28 protein-coding genes and 2 pseudogenes are annotated in these 20,255 nt (G+C 62.1%); 17 read left to right on the top strand and 13 right to left on the bottom strand.

Annotation, left to right across the window (positions count from 1 at the left end; genetic code table 11):
- Nucleotides 1-264: 264 nt before the first annotated feature.
- Both DCG74_RS31410 and DCG74_RS31405 read right to left on the bottom strand, forming a co-directional pair.
- A complete protein-coding gene (locus DCG74_RS31410; protein ID WP_172785476.1) occupies nucleotides 265-1,020 on the bottom strand; it encodes a ThuA domain-containing protein in 756 nt (251 codons plus the stop codon).
- A gap of 155 nt (nucleotides 1,021-1,175) precedes the next feature.
- A complete protein-coding gene (locus DCG74_RS31405; protein ID WP_172785475.1) occupies nucleotides 1,176-1,436 on the bottom strand; it encodes a hypothetical protein in 261 nt (86 codons plus the stop codon).
- A 261-nt stretch (nucleotides 1,437-1,697) separates the two neighbouring features.
- Between DCG74_RS31405 and rocF the strand changes: the two genes are divergently transcribed.
- From rocF to DCG74_RS31380, 5 genes are all read left to right on the top strand, one after another.
- Nucleotides 1,698-2,675, top strand: coding sequence for an arginase (gene rocF / locus DCG74_RS31400; RefSeq protein ID WP_172785474.1), 978 nt, complete (start codon nucleotides 1,698-1,700; stop codon nucleotides 2,673-2,675).
- Between the two features lie 123 nt (nucleotides 2,676-2,798).
- Nucleotides 2,799-3,218 (top strand): hypothetical protein, encoded by a 420-nt coding sequence (locus DCG74_RS31395; protein ID WP_172785473.1) that lies wholly within the window; start codon nucleotides 2,799-2,801, stop codon nucleotides 3,216-3,218.
- Nucleotides 3,219-3,415: 197 nt separating this feature from the next.
- Complete coding sequence (locus DCG74_RS31390) at nucleotides 3,416-3,625, top strand: hypothetical protein (protein WP_172785472.1); 210 nt, start codon at nucleotides 3,416-3,418, stop codon at nucleotides 3,623-3,625.
- Between the two features lie 226 nt (nucleotides 3,626-3,851).
- On the top strand, nucleotides 3,852-4,361 hold the full coding sequence (locus DCG74_RS31385) for a PRC-barrel domain-containing protein (RefSeq protein WP_172785471.1): 510 nt from the start codon (nucleotides 3,852-3,854) through the stop codon (nucleotides 4,359-4,361).
- A 168-nt stretch (nucleotides 4,362-4,529) separates the two neighbouring features.
- The gene (locus tag DCG74_RS31380) at nucleotides 4,530-4,808 is read left to right on the top strand and encodes a hypothetical protein (protein WP_172785470.1); all 279 of its coding nucleotides are present in this window, start codon (nucleotides 4,530-4,532) and stop codon (nucleotides 4,806-4,808) included.
- A 114-nt stretch (nucleotides 4,809-4,922) separates the two neighbouring features.
- Here DCG74_RS31380 and DCG74_RS31375 read toward each other — a convergent pair whose 3' ends face one another.
- The 6 genes from DCG74_RS31375 to DCG74_RS31350 all read right to left on the bottom strand — a co-directional run bounded on the left by DCG74_RS31375 (nucleotide 4,923) and on the right by DCG74_RS31350 (nucleotide 9,372).
- Nucleotides 4,923-6,137: a mandelate racemase/muconate lactonizing enzyme family protein gene (locus tag DCG74_RS31375; protein ID WP_172785469.1), complete on the bottom strand. Its 1,215-nt coding sequence runs from the start codon at nucleotides 6,135-6,137 to the stop codon at nucleotides 4,923-4,925.
- A 142-nt stretch (nucleotides 6,138-6,279) separates the two neighbouring features.
- Complete coding sequence (locus DCG74_RS31370; protein ID WP_172785468.1) at nucleotides 6,280-7,566, bottom strand: NRAMP family divalent metal transporter; 1,287 nt, start codon at nucleotides 7,564-7,566, stop codon at nucleotides 6,280-6,282.
- Between the two features lie 146 nt (nucleotides 7,567-7,712).
- On the bottom strand, nucleotides 7,713-7,898 hold the full coding sequence (locus tag DCG74_RS31365) for a hypothetical protein (RefSeq protein ID WP_025037635.1): 186 nt from the start codon (nucleotides 7,896-7,898) through the stop codon (nucleotides 7,713-7,715).
- 151 nt (nucleotides 7,899-8,049) lie between these two features.
- Nucleotides 8,050-8,676 carry a hypothetical protein gene (locus DCG74_RS31360; RefSeq protein ID WP_172785467.1) on the bottom strand — a complete coding sequence of 209 codons (627 nt, stop codon included), beginning with the start codon at nucleotides 8,674-8,676 and terminating at the stop codon, nucleotides 8,050-8,052.
- A gap of 37 nt (nucleotides 8,677-8,713) precedes the next feature.
- Nucleotides 8,714-9,034 carry a hypothetical protein gene (locus DCG74_RS31355; protein WP_172785466.1) on the bottom strand — a complete coding sequence of 107 codons (321 nt, stop codon included), beginning with the start codon at nucleotides 9,032-9,034 and terminating at the stop codon, nucleotides 8,714-8,716.
- A 140-nt stretch (nucleotides 9,035-9,174) separates the two neighbouring features.
- A complete protein-coding gene (locus DCG74_RS31350; protein ID WP_172785465.1) occupies nucleotides 9,175-9,372 on the bottom strand; it encodes a hypothetical protein in 198 nt (65 codons plus the stop codon).
- 129 nt (nucleotides 9,373-9,501) lie between these two features.
- On the opposite strand from DCG74_RS31350, the gene DCG74_RS31345 reads away from it, so the two are divergent.
- Both DCG74_RS31345 and DCG74_RS31340 read left to right on the top strand, forming a co-directional pair.
- The gene (locus DCG74_RS31345) at nucleotides 9,502-9,729 is read left to right on the top strand and encodes a hypothetical protein (protein WP_172785464.1); all 228 of its coding nucleotides are present in this window, start codon (nucleotides 9,502-9,504) and stop codon (nucleotides 9,727-9,729) included.
- 277 nt (nucleotides 9,730-10,006) lie between these two features.
- Entirely contained in the window at nucleotides 10,007-10,198 is a 192-nt protein-coding gene (locus DCG74_RS31340; RefSeq protein WP_172785463.1) for a Myb-like DNA-binding domain-containing protein, read from the top strand.
- 85 nt (nucleotides 10,199-10,283) lie between these two features.
- Here the strand turns inward: DCG74_RS31340 and DCG74_RS31335 are convergent, their stop codons facing one another.
- Nucleotides 10,284-10,547 (bottom strand): DUF3551 domain-containing protein, encoded by a 264-nt coding sequence (locus DCG74_RS31335; protein WP_257187447.1) that lies wholly within the window; start codon nucleotides 10,545-10,547, stop codon nucleotides 10,284-10,286.
- A gap of 226 nt (nucleotides 10,548-10,773) precedes the next feature.
- Between DCG74_RS31335 and DCG74_RS31330 the strand changes: the two genes are divergently transcribed.
- The 5 genes and pseudogenes from DCG74_RS31330 to DCG74_RS31310 all read left to right on the top strand — a co-directional run bounded on the left by DCG74_RS31330 (nucleotide 10,774) and on the right by DCG74_RS31310 (nucleotide 12,894).
- A complete protein-coding gene (locus tag DCG74_RS31330; protein WP_246570764.1) occupies nucleotides 10,774-11,130 on the top strand; it encodes an Ig-like domain-containing protein in 357 nt (118 codons plus the stop codon).
- Between the two features lie 187 nt (nucleotides 11,131-11,317).
- Nucleotides 11,318-11,509 (top strand): CsbD family protein, encoded by a 192-nt coding sequence (locus DCG74_RS31325; RefSeq protein ID WP_172785461.1) that lies wholly within the window; start codon nucleotides 11,318-11,320, stop codon nucleotides 11,507-11,509.
- A 131-nt stretch (nucleotides 11,510-11,640) separates the two neighbouring features.
- Nucleotides 11,641-11,916 (top strand): hypothetical protein, encoded by a 276-nt coding sequence (locus DCG74_RS31320; RefSeq protein ID WP_172785460.1) that lies wholly within the window; start codon nucleotides 11,641-11,643, stop codon nucleotides 11,914-11,916.
- Between the two features lie 332 nt (nucleotides 11,917-12,248).
- Complete coding sequence (locus DCG74_RS31315; RefSeq protein ID WP_172785459.1) at nucleotides 12,249-12,497, top strand: hypothetical protein; 249 nt, start codon at nucleotides 12,249-12,251, stop codon at nucleotides 12,495-12,497.
- A 127-nt stretch (nucleotides 12,498-12,624) separates the two neighbouring features.
- A pseudogene (locus tag DCG74_RS31310) lies at nucleotides 12,625-12,894 on the top strand (hypothetical protein).
- Here DCG74_RS31310 and DCG74_RS31305 read toward each other — a convergent pair.
- The gene (locus tag DCG74_RS31305) at nucleotides 12,888-13,112 is read right to left on the bottom strand and encodes a hypothetical protein (protein WP_172785458.1); all 225 of its coding nucleotides are present in this window, start codon (nucleotides 13,110-13,112) and stop codon (nucleotides 12,888-12,890) included. The pseudogene DCG74_RS31310 and the gene DCG74_RS31305 overlap by 7 nt on opposite strands.
- Nucleotides 13,109-13,309 carry a hypothetical protein gene (locus DCG74_RS31300; protein ID WP_172785457.1) on the bottom strand — a complete coding sequence of 67 codons (201 nt, stop codon included), beginning with the start codon at nucleotides 13,307-13,309 and terminating at the stop codon, nucleotides 13,109-13,111. Before DCG74_RS31300 ends, DCG74_RS31305 begins: the two co-directional genes overlap by 4 nt.
- Nucleotides 13,310-13,638: 329 nt before the next feature.
- Here DCG74_RS31300 and DCG74_RS31295 point away from each other — a divergent pair, with 329 nt between their 5' ends.
- Nucleotides 13,639-13,812, top strand: coding sequence for a hypothetical protein (locus DCG74_RS31295; protein WP_172785456.1), 174 nt, complete (start codon nucleotides 13,639-13,641; stop codon nucleotides 13,810-13,812).
- Here DCG74_RS31295 and DCG74_RS31290 read toward each other — a convergent pair.
- Nucleotides 13,790-13,966 carry a hypothetical protein gene (locus tag DCG74_RS31290; RefSeq protein WP_172785455.1) on the bottom strand — a complete coding sequence of 59 codons (177 nt, stop codon included), beginning with the start codon at nucleotides 13,964-13,966 and terminating at the stop codon, nucleotides 13,790-13,792. The genes DCG74_RS31295 and DCG74_RS31290 overlap by 23 nt on opposite strands.
- Before the next feature lie 369 nt (nucleotides 13,967-14,335).
- Between DCG74_RS31290 and DCG74_RS31285 the strand changes: the two genes are divergently transcribed.
- The 4 genes and pseudogenes from DCG74_RS31285 to DCG74_RS31275 all read left to right on the top strand — a co-directional run bounded on the left by DCG74_RS31285 (nucleotide 14,336) and on the right by DCG74_RS31275 (nucleotide 18,581).
- Nucleotides 14,336-15,112, top strand: coding sequence for a DUF4261 domain-containing protein (locus DCG74_RS31285; RefSeq protein ID WP_172785454.1), 777 nt, complete (start codon nucleotides 14,336-14,338; stop codon nucleotides 15,110-15,112).
- A gap of 440 nt (nucleotides 15,113-15,552) precedes the next feature.
- A pseudogene (locus DCG74_RS39065) lies at nucleotides 15,553-15,867 on the top strand (imm11 family protein).
- A gap of 91 nt (nucleotides 15,868-15,958) precedes the next feature.
- Entirely contained in the window at nucleotides 15,959-16,606 is a 648-nt protein-coding gene (locus DCG74_RS31280) for an imm11 family protein (RefSeq protein ID WP_172785452.1), read from the top strand.
- Between the two features lie 379 nt (nucleotides 16,607-16,985).
- The gene (locus tag DCG74_RS31275; protein WP_172785451.1) at nucleotides 16,986-18,581 is read left to right on the top strand and encodes an AHH domain-containing protein; all 1,596 of its coding nucleotides are present in this window, start codon (nucleotides 16,986-16,988) and stop codon (nucleotides 18,579-18,581) included.
- 122 nt (nucleotides 18,582-18,703) lie between these two features.
- On the opposite strand, the gene DCG74_RS31270 is transcribed toward DCG74_RS31275, so the two are convergent.
- Nucleotides 18,704-20,224 carry an FAD-dependent monooxygenase gene (locus tag DCG74_RS31270; RefSeq protein WP_172785450.1) on the bottom strand — a complete coding sequence of 507 codons (1,521 nt, stop codon included), beginning with the start codon at nucleotides 20,222-20,224 and terminating at the stop codon, nucleotides 18,704-18,706.
- Between the last annotated feature and the right edge of the window lie 31 nt (nucleotides 20,225-20,255).

Below are 20,255 nucleotides of genomic sequence, written 5' to 3'. Positions count from 1 at the left end.
AAAAGGTCAGCTTGTCAGCAAGGATCGGCAGCCCCGATCCGGCACATTGAGGGCCGAGGTCTGACCCAAACCCGAAGTGATAACCAGCATTGAGCGTGCAGTGGCCCATGTTCTTGCCTTTTCAGTTCTTTGCAGGGTCGGATACTTCCGATAATCCGACATGCCGGGCGACAGCCAGTCTCGATCAAGGCGAGCGGCATTGTCGATAGCCGCCACAATATTTGCCTGTAGTAAAGGCACAAGCGGCATAGCAATCCGGTTGCCCTAGGCCGACCTTCTCGTAGACCAGAGGATAGCGTTAGTGAGGATCTTCTGGCAGCGCGGGTCCTGCCAGACCGACGCCTCGTGGCCAAGCGCCGAATAGAATACTCGCCCCTCGCCGTAAAATCGTTTCCAGGCGAGCGGCCAACCATAGAAGCGTTGATGCACACCGGCCTTATTGAGGTCCACCGAACTTTGGTCGAGGCGCAGGAGCACGCGTGATCCGCGATAGTCGAAGTCGCTGATCTGGTAGATTTCATCGTTCAACTGCAACGAATTCCCCAGAAACGCCACCAGCGGGTCTGCATCATCAGCCACCTCGATGGTCACACCCTGATGCCAGGGATGACCATTGAAGTAGCCGCCGATCAGATCGAGATAGTCTGGCCAAGTGTAGAATGTGTCAGTGGCCGAGTGAACGCCGAGAAAGCCACGGCCCGAGCGCACAAAGTTGAGAAGTGCTTTCTTTTGGGCGCCGCTCATCGGAATTTCACCGCTTGTATAGAACATCACAGCGGCGTACCGCTCGAGGCTTCCAGTCGAAAATTCAGACAAGTCTTCCGTTGCGATGACTTCATAGGCACCGGAGTTCCTTCCAAGCTGCGTCAGGATTGCTTCGGAAAGTGGTATGACGTCGTGCCGATAGCCGGCCGAGTATGTGAAATAGAGGACACGTTCTGGCGGGCGCTCTGCACGCGCGCCGAGCGGTCGGATTGCCGCCGCGCTGCTGACGAGTGGGATGAACTCGCGTCGCGTCACAATCCTCTCCCGACGCTTAACCGGCCAGAAAAGCTTAACACACATCAGCGCGCCGCGCGCCCGAATAGTGCCTTCGGCACATCGGCTCCGGCCCGAACCGCAGCGCCGAGCCAGTCCTGATGGATGACGCTCGCAAAGGGGCGGTCGCAGAAAAGCTACCGCCGGCGCGCGACCGCGACGCCGAACAGGAAAGCGACGAACAGGCTCGCAAGCGGTGCTTCGCGGGTGATCGCGGCGACTGTGGCGAGTGCCCCGCCGGGCTTGCGCGATTCCTCGACTGCGGAGGTCAGGCGGTCGACCGCTGCGTGCAGGCCTCCGGCGACTTCACCGATGGTGCGGGAGACGTCCGCGGCCGTATCGATGGCACGCTCGGCCATGCCGGGCTGGGACGTGGATTGCGGTATCTCCGTGCTCAAGGGCGCGACCTCCAGGCGTGTTGATGAAGCCGGCACCTTTGGCTATCCGCGCGAGCGCTCGTTCTGAACAGCGGGTCTTGATGACCTTTGGCTATCCGCGACAGGCGCCGTGATTGACGGCGGGTGCCGGCCTTGGATGGGCAATTCAGCGCAGGGAATTTTGTTCCTGATCATATGCCGGCGGCTCGCGAGCTCCCCGGGAAACGACGGGTGCGAATCTCTGTTAGGCTGGGTCAACCTTGCTGATGTCAGGAGGCAGCCGTGACCGACCGGACCATGACGGATCGAGCCCGGCGCATCGCCTTGCTCGGTGCACCCATCGACATGGGGGCTTCGCAACGCGGCACCTTGATGGGGCCCGCGGCGCTGCGCACCGCCGGCCTTGCGACATTGCTGGAAAGCCTTGATTTCGAGGTCGTTGATTATGGCGATCTGTCGGTAGCCGAAGTCCTGGACCTCACCGACAGGCCGCCCGAAATGGCCAATCACTACCGCGAAATCCAGCGCTGGACCCGCGTCCTGAGCCGCAGAGGCTATGAGATCGCGACAAGTGGTGCGCTGCCGATCTTTCTCGGCGGCGATCACACGCTGTCGATGGGGTCGGTCAATGCCATGGCGCGTCATTGGCAGGAGCAGGGCCGCGAACTCTTCGTGCTCTGGCTCGACGCCCATGCCGACTACAACACGCCGGAGACGACGATCACCGCGAACATGCACGGCATGTCAGCCGCGTTCCTGTGCGGCGAGCCGGGCCTTGACGGCCTGCTCGGCGACGATCCGCGCGCTTCGATTCTCCCGGACAAACTCGATCTGTTCGGTGCGCGTTCGATCGACAAGCTCGAGAAGGAGCTGATGCGCTCACGCCGGATCAGGATCGTCGACATGCGCCAGATCGACGAGTTCGGCGTCGCCGTCCTGATCCGCCGCGTCATCGAACGCGTCAAGGCGAGCAATGGCGTGCTGCATGTCAGCTTCGATGTGGATTTCCTCGATCCCTGCGTGGCGCCGGGCGTCGGCACCACCGTGCCGGGTGGCGCCACCTATCGCGAGGCGCACCTGATCATGGAACTGCTGCACGATTCCGGCGTGGTCGGATCGGTCGACATCGTCGAGCTCAATCCGTTCCTGGACGAACGCGGTCGGACCGCGCGCACCGCGGTCGAGCTGATCGGCAGCCTGTTCGGCCAGCAGATCACCGACCGGCCGACGCCGAGCAATGCCATCGCGCCGGGCGAGTGAAGCGGCGCCTAGGCGACAGCTGACAGCTCGATCCTCATTCCGGGAAAAAGTGGCAATACCTCGGAACCTTGCCGTGATTGGTGGGTTCTCGCAGGCCGCGCGTTGCGGCGCGGAGTGGCCGTCATGCCGATCATTCGATACTTCGTCTTTGTCGGCGGGCTGCTCCTGGCGCTGATCTTCGCGGCGGAGCACTATCTTCCGGCGCCGCTGGCACGGGCCGATACGCCCGAACCCGCCAAAACGACGATCCGGATCCGATCGGCGACACCTCTTCCGGAGAAGATCGTGTTCGACACTCGACCGCGTGCCGACCTTCCGCAGATCGCGCAGGCCGAGCCGCCGCTCGAGGCGCCGCCGCAGCCGATTCGCGAAGCGATGGCCGCCATGCCTGCAGCACTTCCTGCCAAGACCAAGCAAGAGCCGCCCGCCGGTCGATCCTGGCAGAGCCGCCCGCAGGCCAAGCGTTCGGCAAGGCTATCGAGACGAACGCCCGGACCGCGGTTGGCTTTCGAGAGGCACGGCCCCTTCTTCGGAGATTGGTGAGCGAAACCGCCCCCTTCAAGGCCCGGACCATTTCGAGCGCGGCCCGCGACGCGCCGAGCCAAGGCAATCTGATCAAGAGTTCAATCCGATCAAGTCGCCCTGAATCATCAAATGGTCGAAGACCGGGAAAAAGCGGAAACCTTGGAAGCTGTCCTTGAGTTGGCACGCGACGAGGTTCGGTTTTCCGGAGAGCGGGGATGGTCGACGACATCGCCTTGAAGAACGCCGCGGACACCGCCTGGACAGTGTACCGGGCGCGGCATCCCGAGGTCGCGGCCGACGACACCCGGCGCTGTCTGCTGGAACGCCATCTGCAGAGGAGATGGGAAGAGCACCGAAGCGATACCGAAGAGCTTGCCTGCTTCGGGATAGCCTACCTGCACCGACTTCCCAGGGATGAATGTTGAGGTGCTTGAAGATGCTGGTTGTCCGCCTGGCCCGCGCGAGCACGAGGCCGAGTTGGACCCTGCTCGCGATTTCGTTTCTCATCTCAGCAATCATCGTGATGGCTTTGCGCGTCGTGTTCGACGCTTAGAGCTTGCGCCCAGAGTGCCCAGCCGGGAACAAGTGGAATATCCAGACGTTCATGGGCGGGCATCCATCGGGATGCCGGCTCACTGGAGGAGACGATCGATGAAAACCACTTTTGCCGCAGCTCTGATCGGCAGCGCTTTGATCAGCGGCGCCGCATTGGCGCAATCCGCTCAGCCGGCTGATCAAGCGGCGCCCGCTGCCACCGCGCGGCCGGCCGACAAGATGATGCTGAAGGACAATTGGCGCGCCTCGAAGCTCATGGGCCTGAACGTCTATAACGAGGCCAATGAGAAGCTCGGCGACATCAACGAGCTGCTCGTCGACAAGAGCGGCAAGATCAACGCAGTGGTGATCGGCATCGGCGGCTTCCTGGGGATGGGCGAGCACGATATCGCCGTCTCCATCGACAAGCTGAAGTTCATGGAAGAGCCGGTCCGGACCAGCTCGACCAGCAACTCGCCCGCCTCGCGCGAGACCACAACCGGTGCGGCATCGACGAATGCCACGAGCCGCAACACCAATGATTGGGTACCCGACCATGCGGTCATGAGCGGAAACAAGGAGCAGCTGAAGGCGCTCCCGCAGTTCAAGTATTCGGACTATAACTAAAGACCGATTGCTGATGGATCCGAGGGCCTCCGAATGGAGGCCCTCTTTCGTTGGCCTCTCGCACGCCATGAATCTGCCCCTGTGCCGGCACGGGAACCTGCTCACGGCAGGGGAACCGGAGGGCGCTCGACCGAATTAACCTGCTGTCGGAAAAATGCGGATCCTTCGATGACAAATGCTAGCCTCGCGCATTCCATCCCCAACGCTCTCCGCCATCCCGGCGTGATCGCGCTGATCGTGGCGGGTGTGACGATTGCGGCCATGCTGATCGTCGACCACGGGCCGTGGAGCCGGGCCAAGACACAGCCGGCCCATGTCGCGATGTTTGCGACCACGGGCGAAGCGGCACGGGCCGCCGGCGCCATGGTGCTCCCGACCGATCCGAAGTCGCCGATCGAGCCGCAGCGGCCGAAGACCTCTCCGACCGTCAATCCCGTGACGCCCTAACGCGCGATGAAATAAGGCTTGATCGTTCCAATGATGGAGGTGCGCTCCCTCTCCCGCAAGCGGGAGAGGTTGCACCGAGACAGTGGCAATCGATTCGACCTAATGCCATTCCGCTCAGCTCTTGCGACCGTAGCTGAGGAGCCCGCCACTGGTCTTCGGCGGATGGACCCGCAAGGCTTCCTCGTTCGGCTCGGTGCCCCAACCAGGCCGGTTCGGGATGATGAGATGGCCTTTCTCGATCTCCGGCTCGTGCGTGAACAGCTCGCGATCCCACGATAGACGATCGATGTCGATCTCCATGATCCGCAGGTTCGGCACCGCGGCGCAGAAATGCGCGTTCATCATCGAACAGAGATGGCCGTAGAAATTGTGCGGGGCGACGTTGACCTCGAAGGCTTCGGCTGCCGCAGCGATTTTCATCGACTGCCAGACCCCGTTCCAGGGCGTGTCGATGATCGCGACGTCCATGGCCTGCGCCTGGAAATAGGGCAGGAATTCACGCAAGGAGAGCAGCGTCTCGCAGGACGAGATCGGGTGCGGGCTTTGCCGGCGGATATAGCCGAGGGCTTCCGGATTGAAGCTGTCAATCTCGACCCAGAACATGTCGAGGTCGGCAATGGTGCGCAGGATCTTCAGATAGCCTTCGGTCTTGGCGTTGAAGTTGCAGTCGAGCAGGATGTCGACGTCGGGGCCGGCGCCGTCGCGGATCGCTTCCAGATGCATGTGCAGGTCGCGCAGGATCTTGCGGTCGACGTTGATCTCGGGTGCAAAAGGTGAGCCGAAGCCGGGGCGCCAGCCGGTCGGCTTGCCCTCGTCATAGGAGAAGATGTTGGTCTTGAGCGCGGTGAACTTCTTCTCGCGCACTTCGCGCCCCATGGCCTTGACGCCGTCGAGACTTTCGATCGGCGGCTTGTACCAGGACGGGTGGTTGATGCGCCAGGTGGCGCAATGCGACCAGTAGAGCCTGACGCGATCGCGGATCTTGCCGCCGAGCAGCTCATAGCAGGGAACACCGAGCGATTTCGCCTTGGCATCGAGCAGCGCGTTCTCGATCGCACCGAGCGCTTGCGCCACCACGCCGCCGGCCGCGGGACGCGTCGCCGCGAACAATTCGGCAAAGATGCGCTCGTGCTGGAAGACGTTTTGCCCGATGACCCGGGCGGAGAGGCGCTGGATCGCGGCGCCGACGCCGGGCGAGCCAAAACCCTCATCGAATTCGCTCCAGCCGACGATGCCGTCCTCGGTCGTCAGCTTGACGAAATGATAGTTTCTCCAGCCGGCATCGCAGGCGAGGATCTCGAGGCTTGTTGCTTTTGATGATTTGGTCATGTCGCTCCCTACTCGCCCGGCCGGGCTTCTTTTTTTCGACCCGATCTCAGGCCGGGCCCGGACCGCATTGTTAGGCCAAGCGCGGGGCGGCGGGAAGGGCGCTAGGATGCAACGCGGCAGCGCGTCCGAAGCAGCGCTTGCGTCAGCCAATCACCGACGAGCCGAGCAAAGCGAGAACGGCGAGCGCCATCAGCGCGGTGCCGAGCCAGCCCAGCGCGATCAGCCAGGAGCGGGCCCTGAAGCGGCCCATGATCGCGCGGCTCGAGACGATCAGCATCATCATCGCCATGATGGGGACGGCGACGATGCCGTTGAGCACCGCGCTCCACACCAGCATGTGGATCGAGTCGATGCCGGTGAAGCCGAGGCCGAAGCCGATGAGGGTCGCCGCGGCGATGATGGTGTAGAAGCCGGCCGCTTCGTCCGGCTTGGCCTCCAGCGTGGCGCGCCAGCCGAAGATCTCGGCAACGCCGTAGGCGGCCGAGCCCGCCAGCACCGGAATCGCGAGCAGGCCCGTGCCGATGATCCCGGTCGCAAACAGGGCGAAGGTGAAATCGCCTGCGAGCGGCCGCAGCGCTTCGGCCGCTTCCGTCGCCGAGCCGATATTGGTGACGCCGTTGGCGTGCAGGACCGATGCGGTGGTCAGGATGATGAAGAAGGCGATGCCGTTGGAGAGCAGCATGCCGGAGACCGTGTCCATCTTGATGCGGTCGAGCTCGTGACCGCCGCCGCGCTTGAGCTCGCGAAGCGGCTTGTCGCGCTTGCCCTGGTTCATCTCCTCGACCTCCTGCGAGGCCTGCCAGAAGAACAGATAGGGGCTGATGGTGGTGCCGAGCACGGCGACCACCATGAGGAGATAGTCGCTGCTGACGTTTACCTTCGGCCACACCGCGGCGAGCAGCGCCGTGCTCCAGGGAATCTGCACCGTGAAGGCGGTCGCGACATAGGCGAACAGCGCCAGTGTGAGGAATTTCAACACCGGCGAATAACGGCGATAGGGCAGGAACACCTGCAGCAGGGTCGAGCCGGCCGCGAAGATCAGCGCGTGCTCGTGGTTGAGGCCGCCGATCACGAGCGAGAGTGCCTCGGCCATCGCGGCGATGTCGGCGGCGATGTTGAACGTGTTCGCGGCGACCAGCATCGAGACCAACGCCAGCACAGCCCAGCGCGGCGCGACCCGCATGACGTTGGCGGCGAGCCCCTTGCCGGTGACGCGGCCGATCTGCGCGCTGACGAGCTGGATCGCGATCATGAACGGCGTGGTCAGAAACGCCGTCCACAACAGACCATAGCCGAATTGGGCGCCGGCCTGCGAATAGGTGGCGATGCCGGACGGATCGTCGTCGGCAGCTCCGGTGATGAGGCCGGGCCCCAAGCGTTGCAGCAGCGTTGGCGCGGATTTCGTCGGGGTGAGGGCGCTGTCGCTCATAAACGGGCTCGAACGGTGCGGACGTCGTCATAGCAAATGCGAATCAAGGAACATAAGTTCCCGCTGCCGCCGCCGGCGGCTGATTTTCGAAAATGCTAAGTGAGTTTGCTCCGTCGGGCAAAACAGGTCTAGGTTGCCATCATCGGCTACTTGATGCTGACGAACATGCCCCAGGCGGCGGCCAGTGCGGCGCCGGTGAAGAGGACCACCGGATTGTTGCAGAACGTGCTGCCATAGCTGCACACGTCCGCACCGAACTGGCCGAGCTCGTGACGGCTCGCGGAATAGAACAGTCCCGACAGCACCAGCAATGCAGCGGCGACGTAGTACATGGGAGATCTCTCCGGCTTGCCCCGTCCAGGCGACATGTCCCAGCATGAGGCGAAGAGATTTCACTTCGCCCAATCCGCTTTGCGGCATTTGAGATAAAGTCAAAAAAGGCCCCGCACCGCGGGGCCTTTGTCGTGTCGAAGCTCTGCGGCCCTATCGCCGCGAGCCTACGCCGTACAGTTCGCGCTCGCGGCCGATATCCTCCGGCGACAGCGGCGGGCTGGCGGCGTCGAAGTCGGTCCAGCCGGACTTCTGCCAGGCCGCGCTGCGCTCTTGAAGGTTGACCGATCGCTCGTGCAGAAGCGCATCGAGGCGCGTGCGGTCCTGGTCCGGCACCTTCGCGGACACCAGCGTGCCGCCGCGGCGGACGCCCTCGGCATAACGCGATGCGTCTTCCCTGGAGACGCCGGCCTCGGTCAGGGCGCCGATGATTCCGCCGGTGGCCGCGCCGGCAGCCGCGCCTGCCGCGGTCGAGGCGAGCCATCCGGCCGCGACCACCGGGCCGAGGCCGGGGATCGCCAACAGGCCAAGACCCGCGAGCAGGCCGGCGGCGCCGCCGAGCCCGGCGCCGATGCCGGCACCCGTGCCGGCGCCTTCGGCGCGATCATCGACGCCGTCGCGGTCACGATCGACCTTGCCGGAGCGTGAGCCGTACCAATTGTCCGAATTGTTGGCGACGAGGCTGATGTCGGAGTGCGGCACGCCGGCGCTTTCGAGCCGGGCCACGGCCCGCTCGGCATCGGCGTAATTGTCGTACAGGCGAGAGATGGTGGTCGTCATGTCTGGATCTCCTGAAATTCGCGGATTACTTGGCTAATTACTTGGCGGGGTTGACGTTGCCCTGGAAGTCGACGCTGACGTCGGTCTTGGTGCCGGCCTTGTCGGCCTTGCCGCGCCAGACGCCGTTGTCGTCCTTCTGCAGGCCCGAGACGTTGGAATATCCCGCGCCCTCGATCCGCGATTTCGCCTGTCCTTCGGTGAAGCTGTTGCGGCCCGCGACCGGTGCGTTGGAGTTGTTCTGGTCGGAGCTGTTGACCGCGTTGTTGCCCGGCCCGCTTTGCGCCGGCTGCGACTGGGCGCCCGCGGGCACCGACCCGAGCAGCAACAAGGTTGCGGCCAGCACTGTCAGACGTTTCATGTTGTTGTCTCCTGCAAGTGATTGTGCCGGCGACAACAGGTGAGATTCGAAATGGTTGCTGTTGTTTTGGAGGAGTTTGCTGCGGCGCTTTGGCCGCGACAATGTCGACCGAGCTGCGGCCGTCGCTCGACCGACGCCTGCTACTTCGAAGATTGCACAGACTCGGCCTGGCCCTTGGTGGGCTCCCACGGCGCCGGAAGGATCACGCGAATGGGACGGGCTTCGGTGGCAGTTTGAACCACCGGTGGAGCCTGATCCTTGACGGGCTCAGCCAGCGCCACGCTGATCAGCGCAGCGAGCACCGCCAGGGAAGTCGTCACGAGCCGCAAGTCGAGCATCGAAGCCTCCTGTTCGCGCACCAACGCAATCAGCCGGAATTGGTTCGGCGGATGACCGGGAACAACTGGCAATTAGTCGGGTTTGTAAAAGACACGCCTGGATCGACCGGGCTACTGGAGGAGGACAAAGTGAATATCAAAGCAATCATTGCTGCCGCCGTGCTGACGTCAGTTGCGGCTCCCGCTTTTGCGCAAACGTTCTACGTGGTTCAGGACGTCAAGACCAAGAAGTGCACCATCACCGAGTCGAAGCCGACGACCACGGAAACGACGGTCGTCAGCGGCGACACCGTGTACAAGACCAGGTCGGAAGCCGAGACCGGCATGAAGTCCGTCAAGGTCTGCACCTCGAACTGAGGAGGCAAGCGATGCCCGTACTTCTGCTTTGGGCCGTCCCGGCCGTGATCGTTCTCGGCGGCGGCATCTATCTGATCGGCCACATGCACTGAGACGAAGGTCTCACCCGAGCCTTGCGCTCGAAACCAGGCCCGCGCGGAGCGATCCGTCGCGGGCTTAACTTTTGCTAAGTTCACCTCGCGAAGCCCGTGCTATGGCCCGCCCGCCACGGATAGGAACTTGGTCCGTCTCGGCCGATTGTCGTCGCACTTGAATGACGGGTGAGCCAGCTCCGACCATGCAATCACGCTATCCCTTGCTGAAGAGGTGGACAGCGGACGAGCATGAGCGGCTGAAAGCGCTGGCCGAAGCCGGACGCCGGCCCGACGAGATTGCGGCAGAGCTCAATCGGAGCGAAGCGGCGGTGCGGGTGCGGGCCTGGCAGCACGGCATTGCGCTAGGCACCGGCACTTCGAAGCGCGGCAAATAGCGCGCGCTGGTGCGGACCAGTCAACGCTCGGTCAGCGGGTCGATGTCTGCTTTACCCGCGACGCGGCGGCCTTGCGCTGAACGCTTCACGATCTCGGCGCGCACCGGCGCCCGCGAGAGTCACATGCTGTCGGGGGCGGTGCCTGCTGCTGGAATCTCACGCGCGGATTGATATCGCAATAGCTGGTCCACCGTCCCGATGCCGAAGCCAGGCACTGCTCCCTCGTCTCATACATGCATTCGCCGGGGGGGCCAGCATGGCCACCGAAGACGCACCAGGGATAATCGCGGGCGTTTGCTGCTGAAGAAAGCCCCATCAGCAGGACCCCAATAAGCAAAGCGAGTCGCATTTGACCCTCCATCATTTAGAGCCGACGGATTATAGAACATCCCGGAAAGGGGTGGAGCCTCAAAAGGCAATCCGCAGGCCGCCAGCCATCAACCAAGGAAAGTCGCTACTTCCGCCTATTCAATCGCCTGGTCGTCGCAGGTCGAATGTTGATTCAAGTCAATGGTTGTCCCCACGCTTGGAAATCAATGGCCCCGGATGCCGCTTGATCCTAACAGGAGATGAGCATGCGGATATTCGCTCTCGCTGCTGTGCTGAGCCTGACGCCGGCTACGGCCTTCGCCATCTCCGAGTGCAGGGTCACCGGTAACCCATCCGTGTTCGGCGTGGACATGACGGCCTACTTCGCGGTCAGGTCGGGCGAAACGTGCAATTTCCCGATGCGAATTCCGGGAGCGATGCATAGCTCCGGCGTGTCCCGGAAGCCCGCGCACGGGAAGCTCAGACAAGTCAACGTAACGACGTTCAGGTACACCGCGGCAGCCAATTACAAGGGCACCGATACGTTCGCCATCTATGGTGAAGGAAAGGGTCCATACGGCTCTGGCAAATCGGTCATGACGGTGAATGCGACGATAGAGTAGCAGCCATCGGAGGGGCGTTGTCACTGACGCGCCTCCTCAGGAGGAGGCTCATCGGCGTCAGTGCTGAAACCTGCGTCCACGCATTCCGGCCTCCTCCTGAGGAGCCCGCCTCACGCGGGCGTCTCGCAGGAACGACAGCGCACCGATTTCGTTGTGCTCGTCTTCTACACAGGAAAGGATATCGATCATGGACCGTGAACATGTGAAGGGCGCCGCCGACAAGGCAAAAGGCGCGATCAAAGAAGGGGCCGGCAAGCTCACCGGAGACAAGGACCTGGAAGCTGAAGGCAAGTTGGATAAGGCCAAGGGATCCGCCCATAACGTCGCTGGAGATGTGAAGGACGCAGCGCGGGACGCCTCTGACGCCCTCAAGAAATAGGCAGAAAAGGAAAGTCTGAAACTAGCCGCCTCAGGGCGGCTTTCCGTTTCTGTCAAGCCCACGGCAAGCGCGAGACCCGTTCAGGTCATTCGCCGGTCGATTGGGTCGCGTCCGCAACCGGGTGAGGCAGCATGATCATTGCCCTCTATGCTGGTGCGGCCATCATAATGGCTGGCGGAAGCCTCTATTTCGCTTGGCGAGATGTCGGCTTTCGCAAATTCTTGGCAGGCGCGTTCTTCGTATCGTCGGGCATTTTGTTTTATCTCTATCTCGCCGACGTTTCGGTGCCTCTGTTGGGAACAGATTTTGTCGCGAGTCCGCAGGTCAGCGGTGGCCGTTCCATTGTCCATCTCATTCTATTTTTGGTCTGCTTCTATTTTGGCTTCCTCAAGCCGCCGAAGGCCTAAGACAAGCATCAATGTTCGGACTTTGGCGAGACGTCAGGAAGAGAGAAATGGGTTGTGATCGGCGAAAGCGAGAGATCAGCGTTCAATTGTGCACACAAGCCGGCCGAAGGCGCGGTGCAGGGCGCTGACGAAACACGGCTGAAACAGTGCTGAAACCAGATCGTCCTGAACTCGGCGCCCGCCGGCTCCGACCAACGTAGCGAAACGGAGAGAACAATCATGATCCAGATCGGTTCGAAGGAAGAAGTCGCGCTGCTGCTGGCGCTGTTCGGCACCCATACCCAGAAGGTAGAGCGGCCGAAGCCGAAATCGCAGCAAAGGTGAGAGACGCCATGCCCGGTTTGGCCGAATGCCAGAGCCTGCTACGGCTCCTGATCGCCAGGGGCGATCCCAAGGCCATCCCGCTCGCCAAGGGCGCCATCGACCAGTTTCTGAACACGGCACCTGTGAGCATGCGCGGGCGCGGCCTGCGCGTGCTGCAGCGCGACGCACTCGACCAGCACGACGCCGCGGTCGGCGTGCAGCGCTCGTTCGCCGAGACGGTGGACGCCTATATCGAGCGCAAGCTCGCGGAGGAGTAGCCGACGCAAGCTGGCCCGGCGCGCGTCTCTGCTGTGTTCCCGGAACCCGCTGATTCCAAGGGAAATTTCGTGCCCTTTAGAAACCTTTGCTCGTCCTCTGCACTATAGCGGGCAGAGGATTACGGTCATGACCCGATATTACTTTGACCTTCGCGACGACAAGGGAATTGCGCTGGACGAGGAGGGCCTGGAGTTGTCCAGCGCGCGCGCAGTTCAGGCCGAGGCCGCCAAGTAGGTTGCCGACCTGGCGCGCGATGCGGTGCTCTCCGCGCCGCTCACCGGCGACCGGCAGGAGATGGCGATCGAGGTGCGCGATGCGAGCGGCCCTGTCATGCAGGTGAAGTTCAACTTCCAGATCGAGGATCTCAGGTCGGGACCGAAGTCACGCGGTCATTGACGGGTCAGCGTCGGCCGGGACGGCTCGTGCAACGGCGGCCGAGACTGCTCGGAGTCCAGCACGGCGATCTTTCGGCCGAGCTGCCAGACCTCGACCTTGCCGAGCCGCGTGAACCGCTGCGCAAAGCTGAGGGCGGAGGAATCCGAGGGAGCTTCGAACGCTTCGGCGGAGCGGAAGACGCCATCCTCGCCGATGAGATAAGCGCGATATTGCATCATGTCGGCGCCCTCAGGCCGGGCGAGCGCAGCCAGGCGTCGATCTGCATGGCGGTCTCGTCCTGCCGCGCCTGGCGCAGCAGCCTGTCGCGGCGGCGGCCGGGCGTCAGCGTGCGGGCTTCCTCGCGGCAGCGCGCGGCTTCGTCCGCGAGTCGTTCGGTCAGGGTTCTGGTCTGTTTGAAACGACGTCTTGTCAGCATGGCGCTGCTCCCTCATTTGAGGTCGGGCGGGAGCGCAATCGGCGTTCTCATCACCGATCGATGCCACGGGCCTTGCGGTGATGACTTACCTTACGCCTCGGGCAGAGGCGAGTCACATCATTTGATATGTTGCGCGGATTAATTTTCGCGAGAAGCTTGAGCATGTTGAGCGGCTTACTCATTATGTGTCCCGCGAGTCCTAAAGTTCAATATTGAACCAAAGCGACCTGTGATAGTTGTGGTGACATCACCGGCCGAGGCTCTGTCCGTAGGCGTCGGTGGCTGAGAGACCGAGCGCGCTCCCGCCTGCAAAGCAAGGGAGCACCGCGATGCCCGTCTTTCGGCCGTTGCCTGTCGACCACGACCAGGCTGAATACATGCGCCATGTCGTGCGCGAATGCCGCGAGCTGTTGAAGCAGCCGCCACCCGATACGTTTCTGGGACGCAAGACGCACGAGCCTTTCGGGCCGGGCACCGACGCTACGCCGAACGAGGAGCGTTGACCGTCAGCGCGATCGCAACGGTCGGCAGCAGGCCTGATTGCAGCGTGCGGGTTTGCGCGGCGTCGTGACAGATGGCTTGTGCAATCGCGCGCTCGCGGATCAGGGCGAGGCGAAGCCGCTCGGCTTCGCGGAGGGCGGCATCGGCGCGCGCCAACAGGGGATCGTCCGTTGATCCGTGCATGGCGGTGAAACGCGGTGTGTTGACGCTTGTTCCTGGTGGGGCTGCCGGGTGTGTGGCGAACGTCGCGGCGCCCCTGAGGACGGCGCGGGGTCTTCGTTGATGTTTGCGTGAACCGCTTTTCCGCGAGTGCTATTGCGAACCGCCCTTGCAGTGCGGCGCCAATGCTGGGTCGGCCGCCAGTCCGCTTCAGAGTTTGGGTATAGCTATCTTGCGGAAATCTGGCGCGAGCGAAAAACGTCGATTGACATTGTTCTCTATTTGTTCTAATGAGGCTTTACGTTTCAACCTCTGGGCGAAAGACTAGGTTTTGGGCTCACCGGGATTTTCTGCGGGGGTTAGTTGATGAGTGGCTCGCTTCTTTCTCTGGTCCTGTTGAGCAGGCCGGTGACGCCCGACATGTCAGCAGTCGCCAAAGCCCTTCACCTCCGGCATCCGGAGTTGGCAACAGAGGCGACGAACGGTGAAGAGTCGCAACCGGCTCAAGCGAATTCGCCGCTCATCCGTTGCGGCAACGAGCTCGTTGCGGTCATGTCGATGCCGGCACCCATTCCGCAGGATCCGGGGCTTTGGGCGCGCGCTGCGCGAACCTGGCCGGAAAGCGAGGCTGTGGCAACTGACCATCAGGGCCACATCATCGTCTCGCTGCTCGGAAAAAGTGAGCGGCCGCTGGTCGCCGCCCGCCTTACGACTGCGGTCATCGGTGCGTTGATTGCCACCGTGCCGGAATGTTGCGGCGTGGTGTGGGCGGGGCGGGTAGCGCGGGCTGCCGATCTATGGCTCGAAACGTCGCGGTGGTCGCTCGCACCATATCCGGACTATCCCTTCAGGCTATGGGTTGACATTCTTCCGTTCCGGTCAGGTGCAAAGATCGGAGCGATCACCATGGGATTGTCCGCCTTCGTCGGCCGTGAGATCGAGTTCGTGACCGGTAAGCTTGCGCTTCCGGCGTTGTTCGAGAAGGTGGCGGGACTTTCCGTGTATCTGATCGAGCACGGAAACGTGGTGAAGGACGGCGATACGATCGGAGCAAGTGCGAGCGAGCGGATTGCGGTGCGCTACAAGAACTCTGATGTCTTCGGAGATCTGCCGGTATTTTATTGTACGGATGATCCCACGTAAGCGGGCATCGTCAGCAGATTGCGGCGTTGTGTGGAAGCTGTTCGAGGGCGATCGTTGACACGTCGGGCAAAACACTGGCAGAATGGCATCATCGAAAGAGTCCGAACGAAGCTCGCGCGACGCCGCGGGCTTTATTTTTTGAGTGGTTCACCGTGGCCTCGGCCGGGTGTCGTTGCAGGCGCGGTGTTTAACGAGGCTCAGTTATGACGGACCAGAACGCGATTGCTGTTGCGAAGCGACCCCGAGCACGCAAGCGTCGCTTCTACGAAATAGGTCCCCAATTTCGCTCTAGGAGGCGGGCTGGGTTATTGGCTTGAAGACGAGAGTGTCCTTCCTCCGCACGGAGTCCGTCGTCTGCCGGCTTCCACCCCGCCGGTACCTTACGTCTTCGATAAATCGGTCGGTCAACTGCCATGTGATCTCGAGGTCTGTTTTGCCTGGTGGCTCGTTTCGTTGACGGACCGAAATTTTGGCTCTGCGATGTCGTCCGCGTACTCGACGCGCTGGACGAATCGCAATCGCGCCTGCGCATCGGAATCCGGGACGATATCCGCTTTCTCGACCATGGCCAGTAATACTACGAGTTCTCAATCTTCGGAGGCAAACTAGTCTTCAGAGAGCAAGCAATCGGCAATGCTCATATTTTCCCTATGGCATGCCAGAATTCTGCTGTCATATGCGATCAAGAGTTCAAAGATGCCTGCAAGGTCGCGGGCCTCAAGAGAATTTGGTTTCGAGACGTATTGAAAATCTGAGTGTGGCGACAGGCCATGCTGTTGTTCGGAAGACAGAACAGCCGCGATTCTATATCCGTCGAGACCTCGAATAAAAAGGCCATGTGTTCCGATGAGCAGCAAGCAGGCAAAGCAGAACAAGCGCTCCTCATTGCGGAAACGCAAATTCTACAGAATGGAGTTCTATCGAACAGGCAACCCAAGTGGTTTCGAGATCACTGATGATGGCCCCTCTCTCCTCGACCCCGGGCGCTTGTCAGATTTTGCTGGGCCGACGCCATGCGTCACGTTCAATCCGCGAGGGCGCCGGCCTCTGGATTCTGAGCTCTGGTATGCATTCTGGCTGATCTCTGATCGCGCTAAGACCGTGTTTGAGGCCGTCGACCCAGAGGCGTTTTCCTTCGTCGCCTGCGACGTGCAGGTTTCGAACGGGGTCTGGGATGGGCCGCGCTACTGGTTCTGCGATGTGCGTCGTGTTCTGGACGCATTGGATGAGGAGCAATCGCGGTTGAACATCGGGATTTGCGACGATCCAGGCTCTGTAGATTTCGGTCAGAAAGTCTACGATTTTTGGGGTGACGTCGAGCTCGTGTTCAATGACGAATTGGTTGGCGATGCGCATGTATTTAGAATGGCGTACGCCATAGATTGTGTCATATGTGACGGAGCCCTGAAGGATGCCTGGAGGTCGGCAGGCCTCAGGGGCATGTTGTTCGAAGACGCCTCGGATCTCCCTCTGATCCCGCGCCGAACATCTTAAAGGTGCTCTTGGCCGATTGTTGCCTGGCCGAGCCACGATGTCTTTTCGTGGAAGATGCTCTCGCGACAATAGGTCAAACGCAGCCTCCGACCGAAATTTAGAAATCCGCCGTCGTTGTCGTCGATGTCTGCTGCGTTGCTCCAGACGCTGGTTCAGCCGTGCCGATCCGCGCTCGATGTCGTCTAGGCGCGGCTAATCGGCGGCGAAGGTCGCCGAAACTCTCAAGCGTTTCATTCAGTCTCCTAACGGCGCTGAGCTGCGAGCGCAGCCGGTGCCCGTGCGCGTCGAATCCAGTGGCCGAACTGCATCTCAGGCTTGAGCAGGTTTCGCGGAATCCGATTAGACGCAGTTCACCCAAACAATCCAACATCGGGGCAGCATGTCGATTTTAGCCTATCATCACATGATCTCGCAAAAGTTCGATCGTCATCGTGCGTTTCGTGGAGTCGATAAACAGGCATTGGGAGTTCACTCCCGCGCGAATGGAATCTATCTGCCGGTGGATTATCGTTTGGCCGCCAGTATGAACCTATCGCCCCATCCAGGTGGACATAACGCCCTTTATTACGCCGCCGTCAAATCCGTCCTAAATCAAATCGCCAAAAATCCCGAGCCGGAGATTCGCGCAGCGCAGATCAGAACACTCATGGATGCAATGCGCATTGGCTTCGCCAAGGGTGATCTCTACACAAATGCGCCCATGGGCAAATCTCAGGAGGATGTCAAGCAGGGTATCGAGAACGTCATCAAGAACAGCCAGTTGTATCTTGAGCGCAATCCCGACTTGCATCAAGACCTTCGGGATAATGAACGGAGGAACTTGCAGACCGGGCAAGACCACCTGCTGTTCTGGTCTGCAGTACTAGGCGATGCTCGAAGGGAAAAGTTGCTGAGCGAGGCAATCGAGAGGAATCCAAATGCCAGTATCACCTCAGGGAACAAACATCTGGGCGGAACGCCGTACTCCAAATTTGCGCCTGTCGATGATGTTTTTCATATCCCGCCGACGACCCCAGTCAACCCGGCCGACATTCCTTCGCCACCACCTTTCATTCCTCCTTCTCTCCAGTGGCTGAACGAGTCGGAAGGGTTCACGCGAAGTGATCCCCGCTTTACAGGCGCGCTGCCCGCCTTTCCAGCGCCAGGTCCAAATGAACAAACGCTCGGTCAGTTGCCTCCGACAACGGCATCGCCATCAAGCCCGCTGGTGCTCCTATCCGACCCGCACTCCGGAATGCCGAATCCATATTACGAAAATCCCTTAGCCGGCGGCACACCTGTGATGCGCAATGCAGCACTTCCTTGGCTGGCTGGAGGGGTCGCGGCCGCCGTAGCTGCTCCCTTCCTTCCCGGCTGGCTGGCTGCTCTAGGAGCCATCTTAGCCGGTACGCGCTTGGCCAACGCGGAGGAAAGTAGTTCTAGCGCGACGATGGAGGCTGCTACTCCTAGCGGAGGGGTGCTCTCGACTGGAGCGCCTGCGTTCAACGCCAACGGAGATCGGCTTAACGTCGGCGGGACAAGGCCCCAGCTCGGCGAAGCCTCCTCGTTAGATCGCGAGGCACCCGCGGGCACTTTTGCCGATCGCTTCGGGGAATGGGTCACCACCCCGGTTGGCACCATGCCCGCCAAAGATCTCGCAGTCGCGCCCACATCTGCCGCAGCATCAGTCGCGTCCGAAGATGTCCGGCGTCTCGCCCGTGTCAATGAGACGAACGCGGGCAACGTATTCACATCGGGCAGTGCGCCAGTCCCGTATCTGCCGCCTACCGAATTCGACGAGCGGTTTGGTAGTTGGACCGTCCCGGCCACTCGTGGCCAGCAGCCGCAACCGAGCAAGCCGATCGGCGTGTTTGCGGACGAGCCGAGCTACCTTATTCCTCCACCCATCTTTGGAGTAGACGGCTCCGTCAATCCGCGCGATGACGGTGAGGAATGGTTCTCGCGCTGGATACGGCCTTTGCTTCCGCCGGAATAACGTTTGTGGAGCGTCGTTTGACACGTCGGGCAAAACACTGGCAGAATGGCATCATCGAAGAATTCGGAACAAGCCCGCGGTCTGCCGCGGGCTTGTTTGTTCTGGCGGCGCATGAGTCGTTTTTACCCGCCACCGGCCCCGAACCACCGCGTCAGCGCTTCCGCAAGTCCGCAACTGCTCTCGTCGCCCACCCAGGCCACATGGCCATCGGCCCGCACCAGCACCGCGCCCGGCGCGGGGACCGCTCCGATGGCCGGAAGCTGCCAGGGGCCGTCGTAATCGGCATCGACGATCGCAAGGCGATCCGCCCAGGGCGTAATGTCGATGCCGCCCGGCTTGCCGAAATTGAGCAGCACGCCGCGCGCGCCGTGCAGCAGCGTGAACAGCGCGATTTTCTGGCCGTCGACGCTGATGTCGAGATCGGGCATGCGCCGGCCGAGCAGCGCGTGGCCTTCGCCGAGATCGTAAGCAATGTCGAGCCCGCTCATCATCGCGCCAAGGCGCTGGCGCGGCTCGTCCATGGCAAGCAGCTCGGCGATCACCTCGCGCGCGGCCTTGCGGCCGTCGTCGCCGCGGCGGAGCAGGGCGATCTGCGCCATGGTGTTTTTCAGCACGCGCGCGGCCACGGGATGGCGCTCGCTGTGATAGGTGTCGAGCAGGCTTTCGGGCGAGATGCCATGGACCACCTGCGCCAGCTTCCAGCCGAGATTGACCGCGTCGTGCACGCCGAGGTTGAGGCCCTGGCCGCCGACGGAATGATGAATGTGCGCGGCATCGCCGGCGAGCAGCACGCGACCCCTGCGATAGGATGCGGCCTGCCGCGCCGCATCGGTGAAGCGGGAGATCCAGGCGGGATTGTTGACGCCGAAATCGGTGCCGTAGACGGATTCGAGCGCCGCGCTGAGATCGCTTAAAGAGGGCTCGCCATCGTGCACGAGATTTGCCTCCGTCAGCACGACCAGCACGCGCCCGCTTCCCGTCTTGCTGAGGCCGTGAAAGCCGAACGCGTCGTGGCGCAGGCCGAATTGGGGCTCTTCGCGCATCTCGACCTCGGCCATGAGGTTGCTGAGCGAAGGTTTTGAGCCAGGGAAGTCGATGCCGGCGCGCTTGCGCACCAGGCTGCGGCCGCCGTCGCAGCCGACGAGATAAAGCGCGCGCAGGCGCTCGCCGCCGGACAGCGTGACGTCGAGGCCGGTCTCGTCTTCCGCAAAGCTCGTCACCTCGCGGCTGCGATAGATCGGCACCGCGAGCTCGGCCACCCATTCGGCGAGGAGGCGCTCGATGTGGTTCTGCCGCAGCGCGAGCCCGTAGGGATGGCGGGTGGGGAGATCGCCGATGTCGAGCCTGGTCCAGGCGAAGCCGGCGAGCTGGGTGATCTGCCCTTCGCGCAGGAAGCGACCCGCGATGCCGCGCTGATCGAGGATCTCGATGCTGCGCGCGTGCAGCCCGCCGGCGCGCGTCTCGACGATGTCCTGGCTCGCGCGCCGCTCGACGATGGCGACGTCGATTTGCGCCAGCGCGAGCTCGGCGGCCAGCATCAGGCCGGTCGGGCCGGCGCCGGCGATGATGACCGCATGGCCGGCGGCTGCGCGTTCTGCGCTGGTTCGGTTGCGCGACCGGGACGTCGGAAGCAGGAAAGGCATATCGTGACCCCTCGACTGGTTGTTCGGGTCG

Origin of the sequence: Bradyrhizobium sp. WBAH42 (assembly GCF_024585265.1) — a bacterium.
In the GTDB taxonomy this organism is placed as follows: domain Bacteria; phylum Pseudomonadota; class Alphaproteobacteria; order Rhizobiales; family Xanthobacteraceae; genus Bradyrhizobium.
The sequence above is the reverse complement of the archived record's forward strand: the minus strand, read 5'-3'. Positions and strand labels throughout refer to the sequence as shown.

Bases quoted from the DNA above. Each gene is read 5' to 3' on its own strand.
- DCG74_RS31335 (WP_257187447.1), bottom strand. From the start codon at position 10,547: ATGCGACTCGCTTTGCTTATTGGGGTCCTGCTGATGGGGCTTTCTTCA.
- DCG74_RS31370 (WP_172785468.1), bottom strand. From the start codon at position 7,566: ATGAGCGACAGCGCCCTCACCCCGACGAAATCCGCGCCAACGCTGCTG.
- DCG74_RS31295 (WP_172785456.1), top strand. From the start codon at position 13,639: ATGCCCGTCTTTCGGCCGTTGCCTGTCGACCACGACCAGGCTGAATAC.
- DCG74_RS31320 (WP_172785460.1), top strand. From the start codon at position 11,641: ATGATCATTGCCCTCTATGCTGGTGCGGCCATCATAATGGCTGGCGGA.
- DCG74_RS31270 (WP_172785450.1), bottom strand. From the start codon at position 20,224: ATGCCTTTCCTGCTTCCGACGTCCCGGTCGCGCAACCGAACCAGCGCA.
- DCG74_RS31375 (WP_172785469.1), bottom strand. From the start codon at position 6,137: ATGACCAAATCATCAAAAGCAACAAGCCTCGAGATCCTCGCCTGCGAT.
- DCG74_RS31315 (WP_172785459.1), top strand. From the start codon at position 12,249: ATGCCCGGTTTGGCCGAATGCCAGAGCCTGCTACGGCTCCTGATCGCC.
- DCG74_RS31275 (WP_172785451.1), top strand. From the start codon at position 16,986: ATGTCGATTTTAGCCTATCATCACATGATCTCGCAAAAGTTCGATCGT.
- DCG74_RS31390 (WP_172785472.1), top strand. From the start codon at position 3,416: ATGGTCGACGACATCGCCTTGAAGAACGCCGCGGACACCGCCTGGACA.
- DCG74_RS31360 (WP_172785467.1), bottom strand. From the start codon at position 8,676: ATGACGACCACCATCTCTCGCCTGTACGACAATTACGCCGATGCCGAG.
- DCG74_RS31325 (WP_172785461.1), top strand. From the start codon at position 11,318: ATGGACCGTGAACATGTGAAGGGCGCCGCCGACAAGGCAAAAGGCGCG.
- DCG74_RS31350 (WP_172785465.1), bottom strand. From the start codon at position 9,372: ATGCTCGACTTGCGGCTCGTGACGACTTCCCTGGCGGTGCTCGCTGCG.
- DCG74_RS31395 (WP_172785473.1), top strand. From the start codon at position 2,799: ATGCCGATCATTCGATACTTCGTCTTTGTCGGCGGGCTGCTCCTGGCG.
- DCG74_RS31280 (WP_172785452.1), top strand. From the start codon at position 15,959: ATGAGCAGCAAGCAGGCAAAGCAGAACAAGCGCTCCTCATTGCGGAAA.
- DCG74_RS31365 (WP_025037635.1), bottom strand. From the start codon at position 7,898: ATGTACTACGTCGCCGCTGCATTGCTGGTGCTGTCGGGACTGTTCTAT.
- DCG74_RS31380 (WP_172785470.1), top strand. From the start codon at position 4,530: ATGACAAATGCTAGCCTCGCGCATTCCATCCCCAACGCTCTCCGCCAT.
- DCG74_RS31305 (WP_172785458.1), bottom strand. From the start codon at position 13,112: ATGATGCAATATCGCGCTTATCTCATCGGCGAGGATGGCGTCTTCCGC.
- DCG74_RS31385 (WP_172785471.1), top strand. From the start codon at position 3,852: ATGAAAACCACTTTTGCCGCAGCTCTGATCGGCAGCGCTTTGATCAGC.
- DCG74_RS31340 (WP_172785463.1), top strand. From the start codon at position 10,007: ATGCAATCACGCTATCCCTTGCTGAAGAGGTGGACAGCGGACGAGCAT.
- DCG74_RS31330 (WP_246570764.1), top strand. From the start codon at position 10,774: ATGCGGATATTCGCTCTCGCTGCTGTGCTGAGCCTGACGCCGGCTACG.
- DCG74_RS31355 (WP_172785466.1), bottom strand. From the start codon at position 9,034: ATGAAACGTCTGACAGTGCTGGCCGCAACCTTGTTGCTGCTCGGGTCG.
- DCG74_RS31300 (WP_172785457.1), bottom strand. From the start codon at position 13,309: ATGCTGACAAGACGTCGTTTCAAACAGACCAGAACCCTGACCGAACGA.
- DCG74_RS31285 (WP_172785454.1), top strand. From the start codon at position 14,336: ATGAGTGGCTCGCTTCTTTCTCTGGTCCTGTTGAGCAGGCCGGTGACG.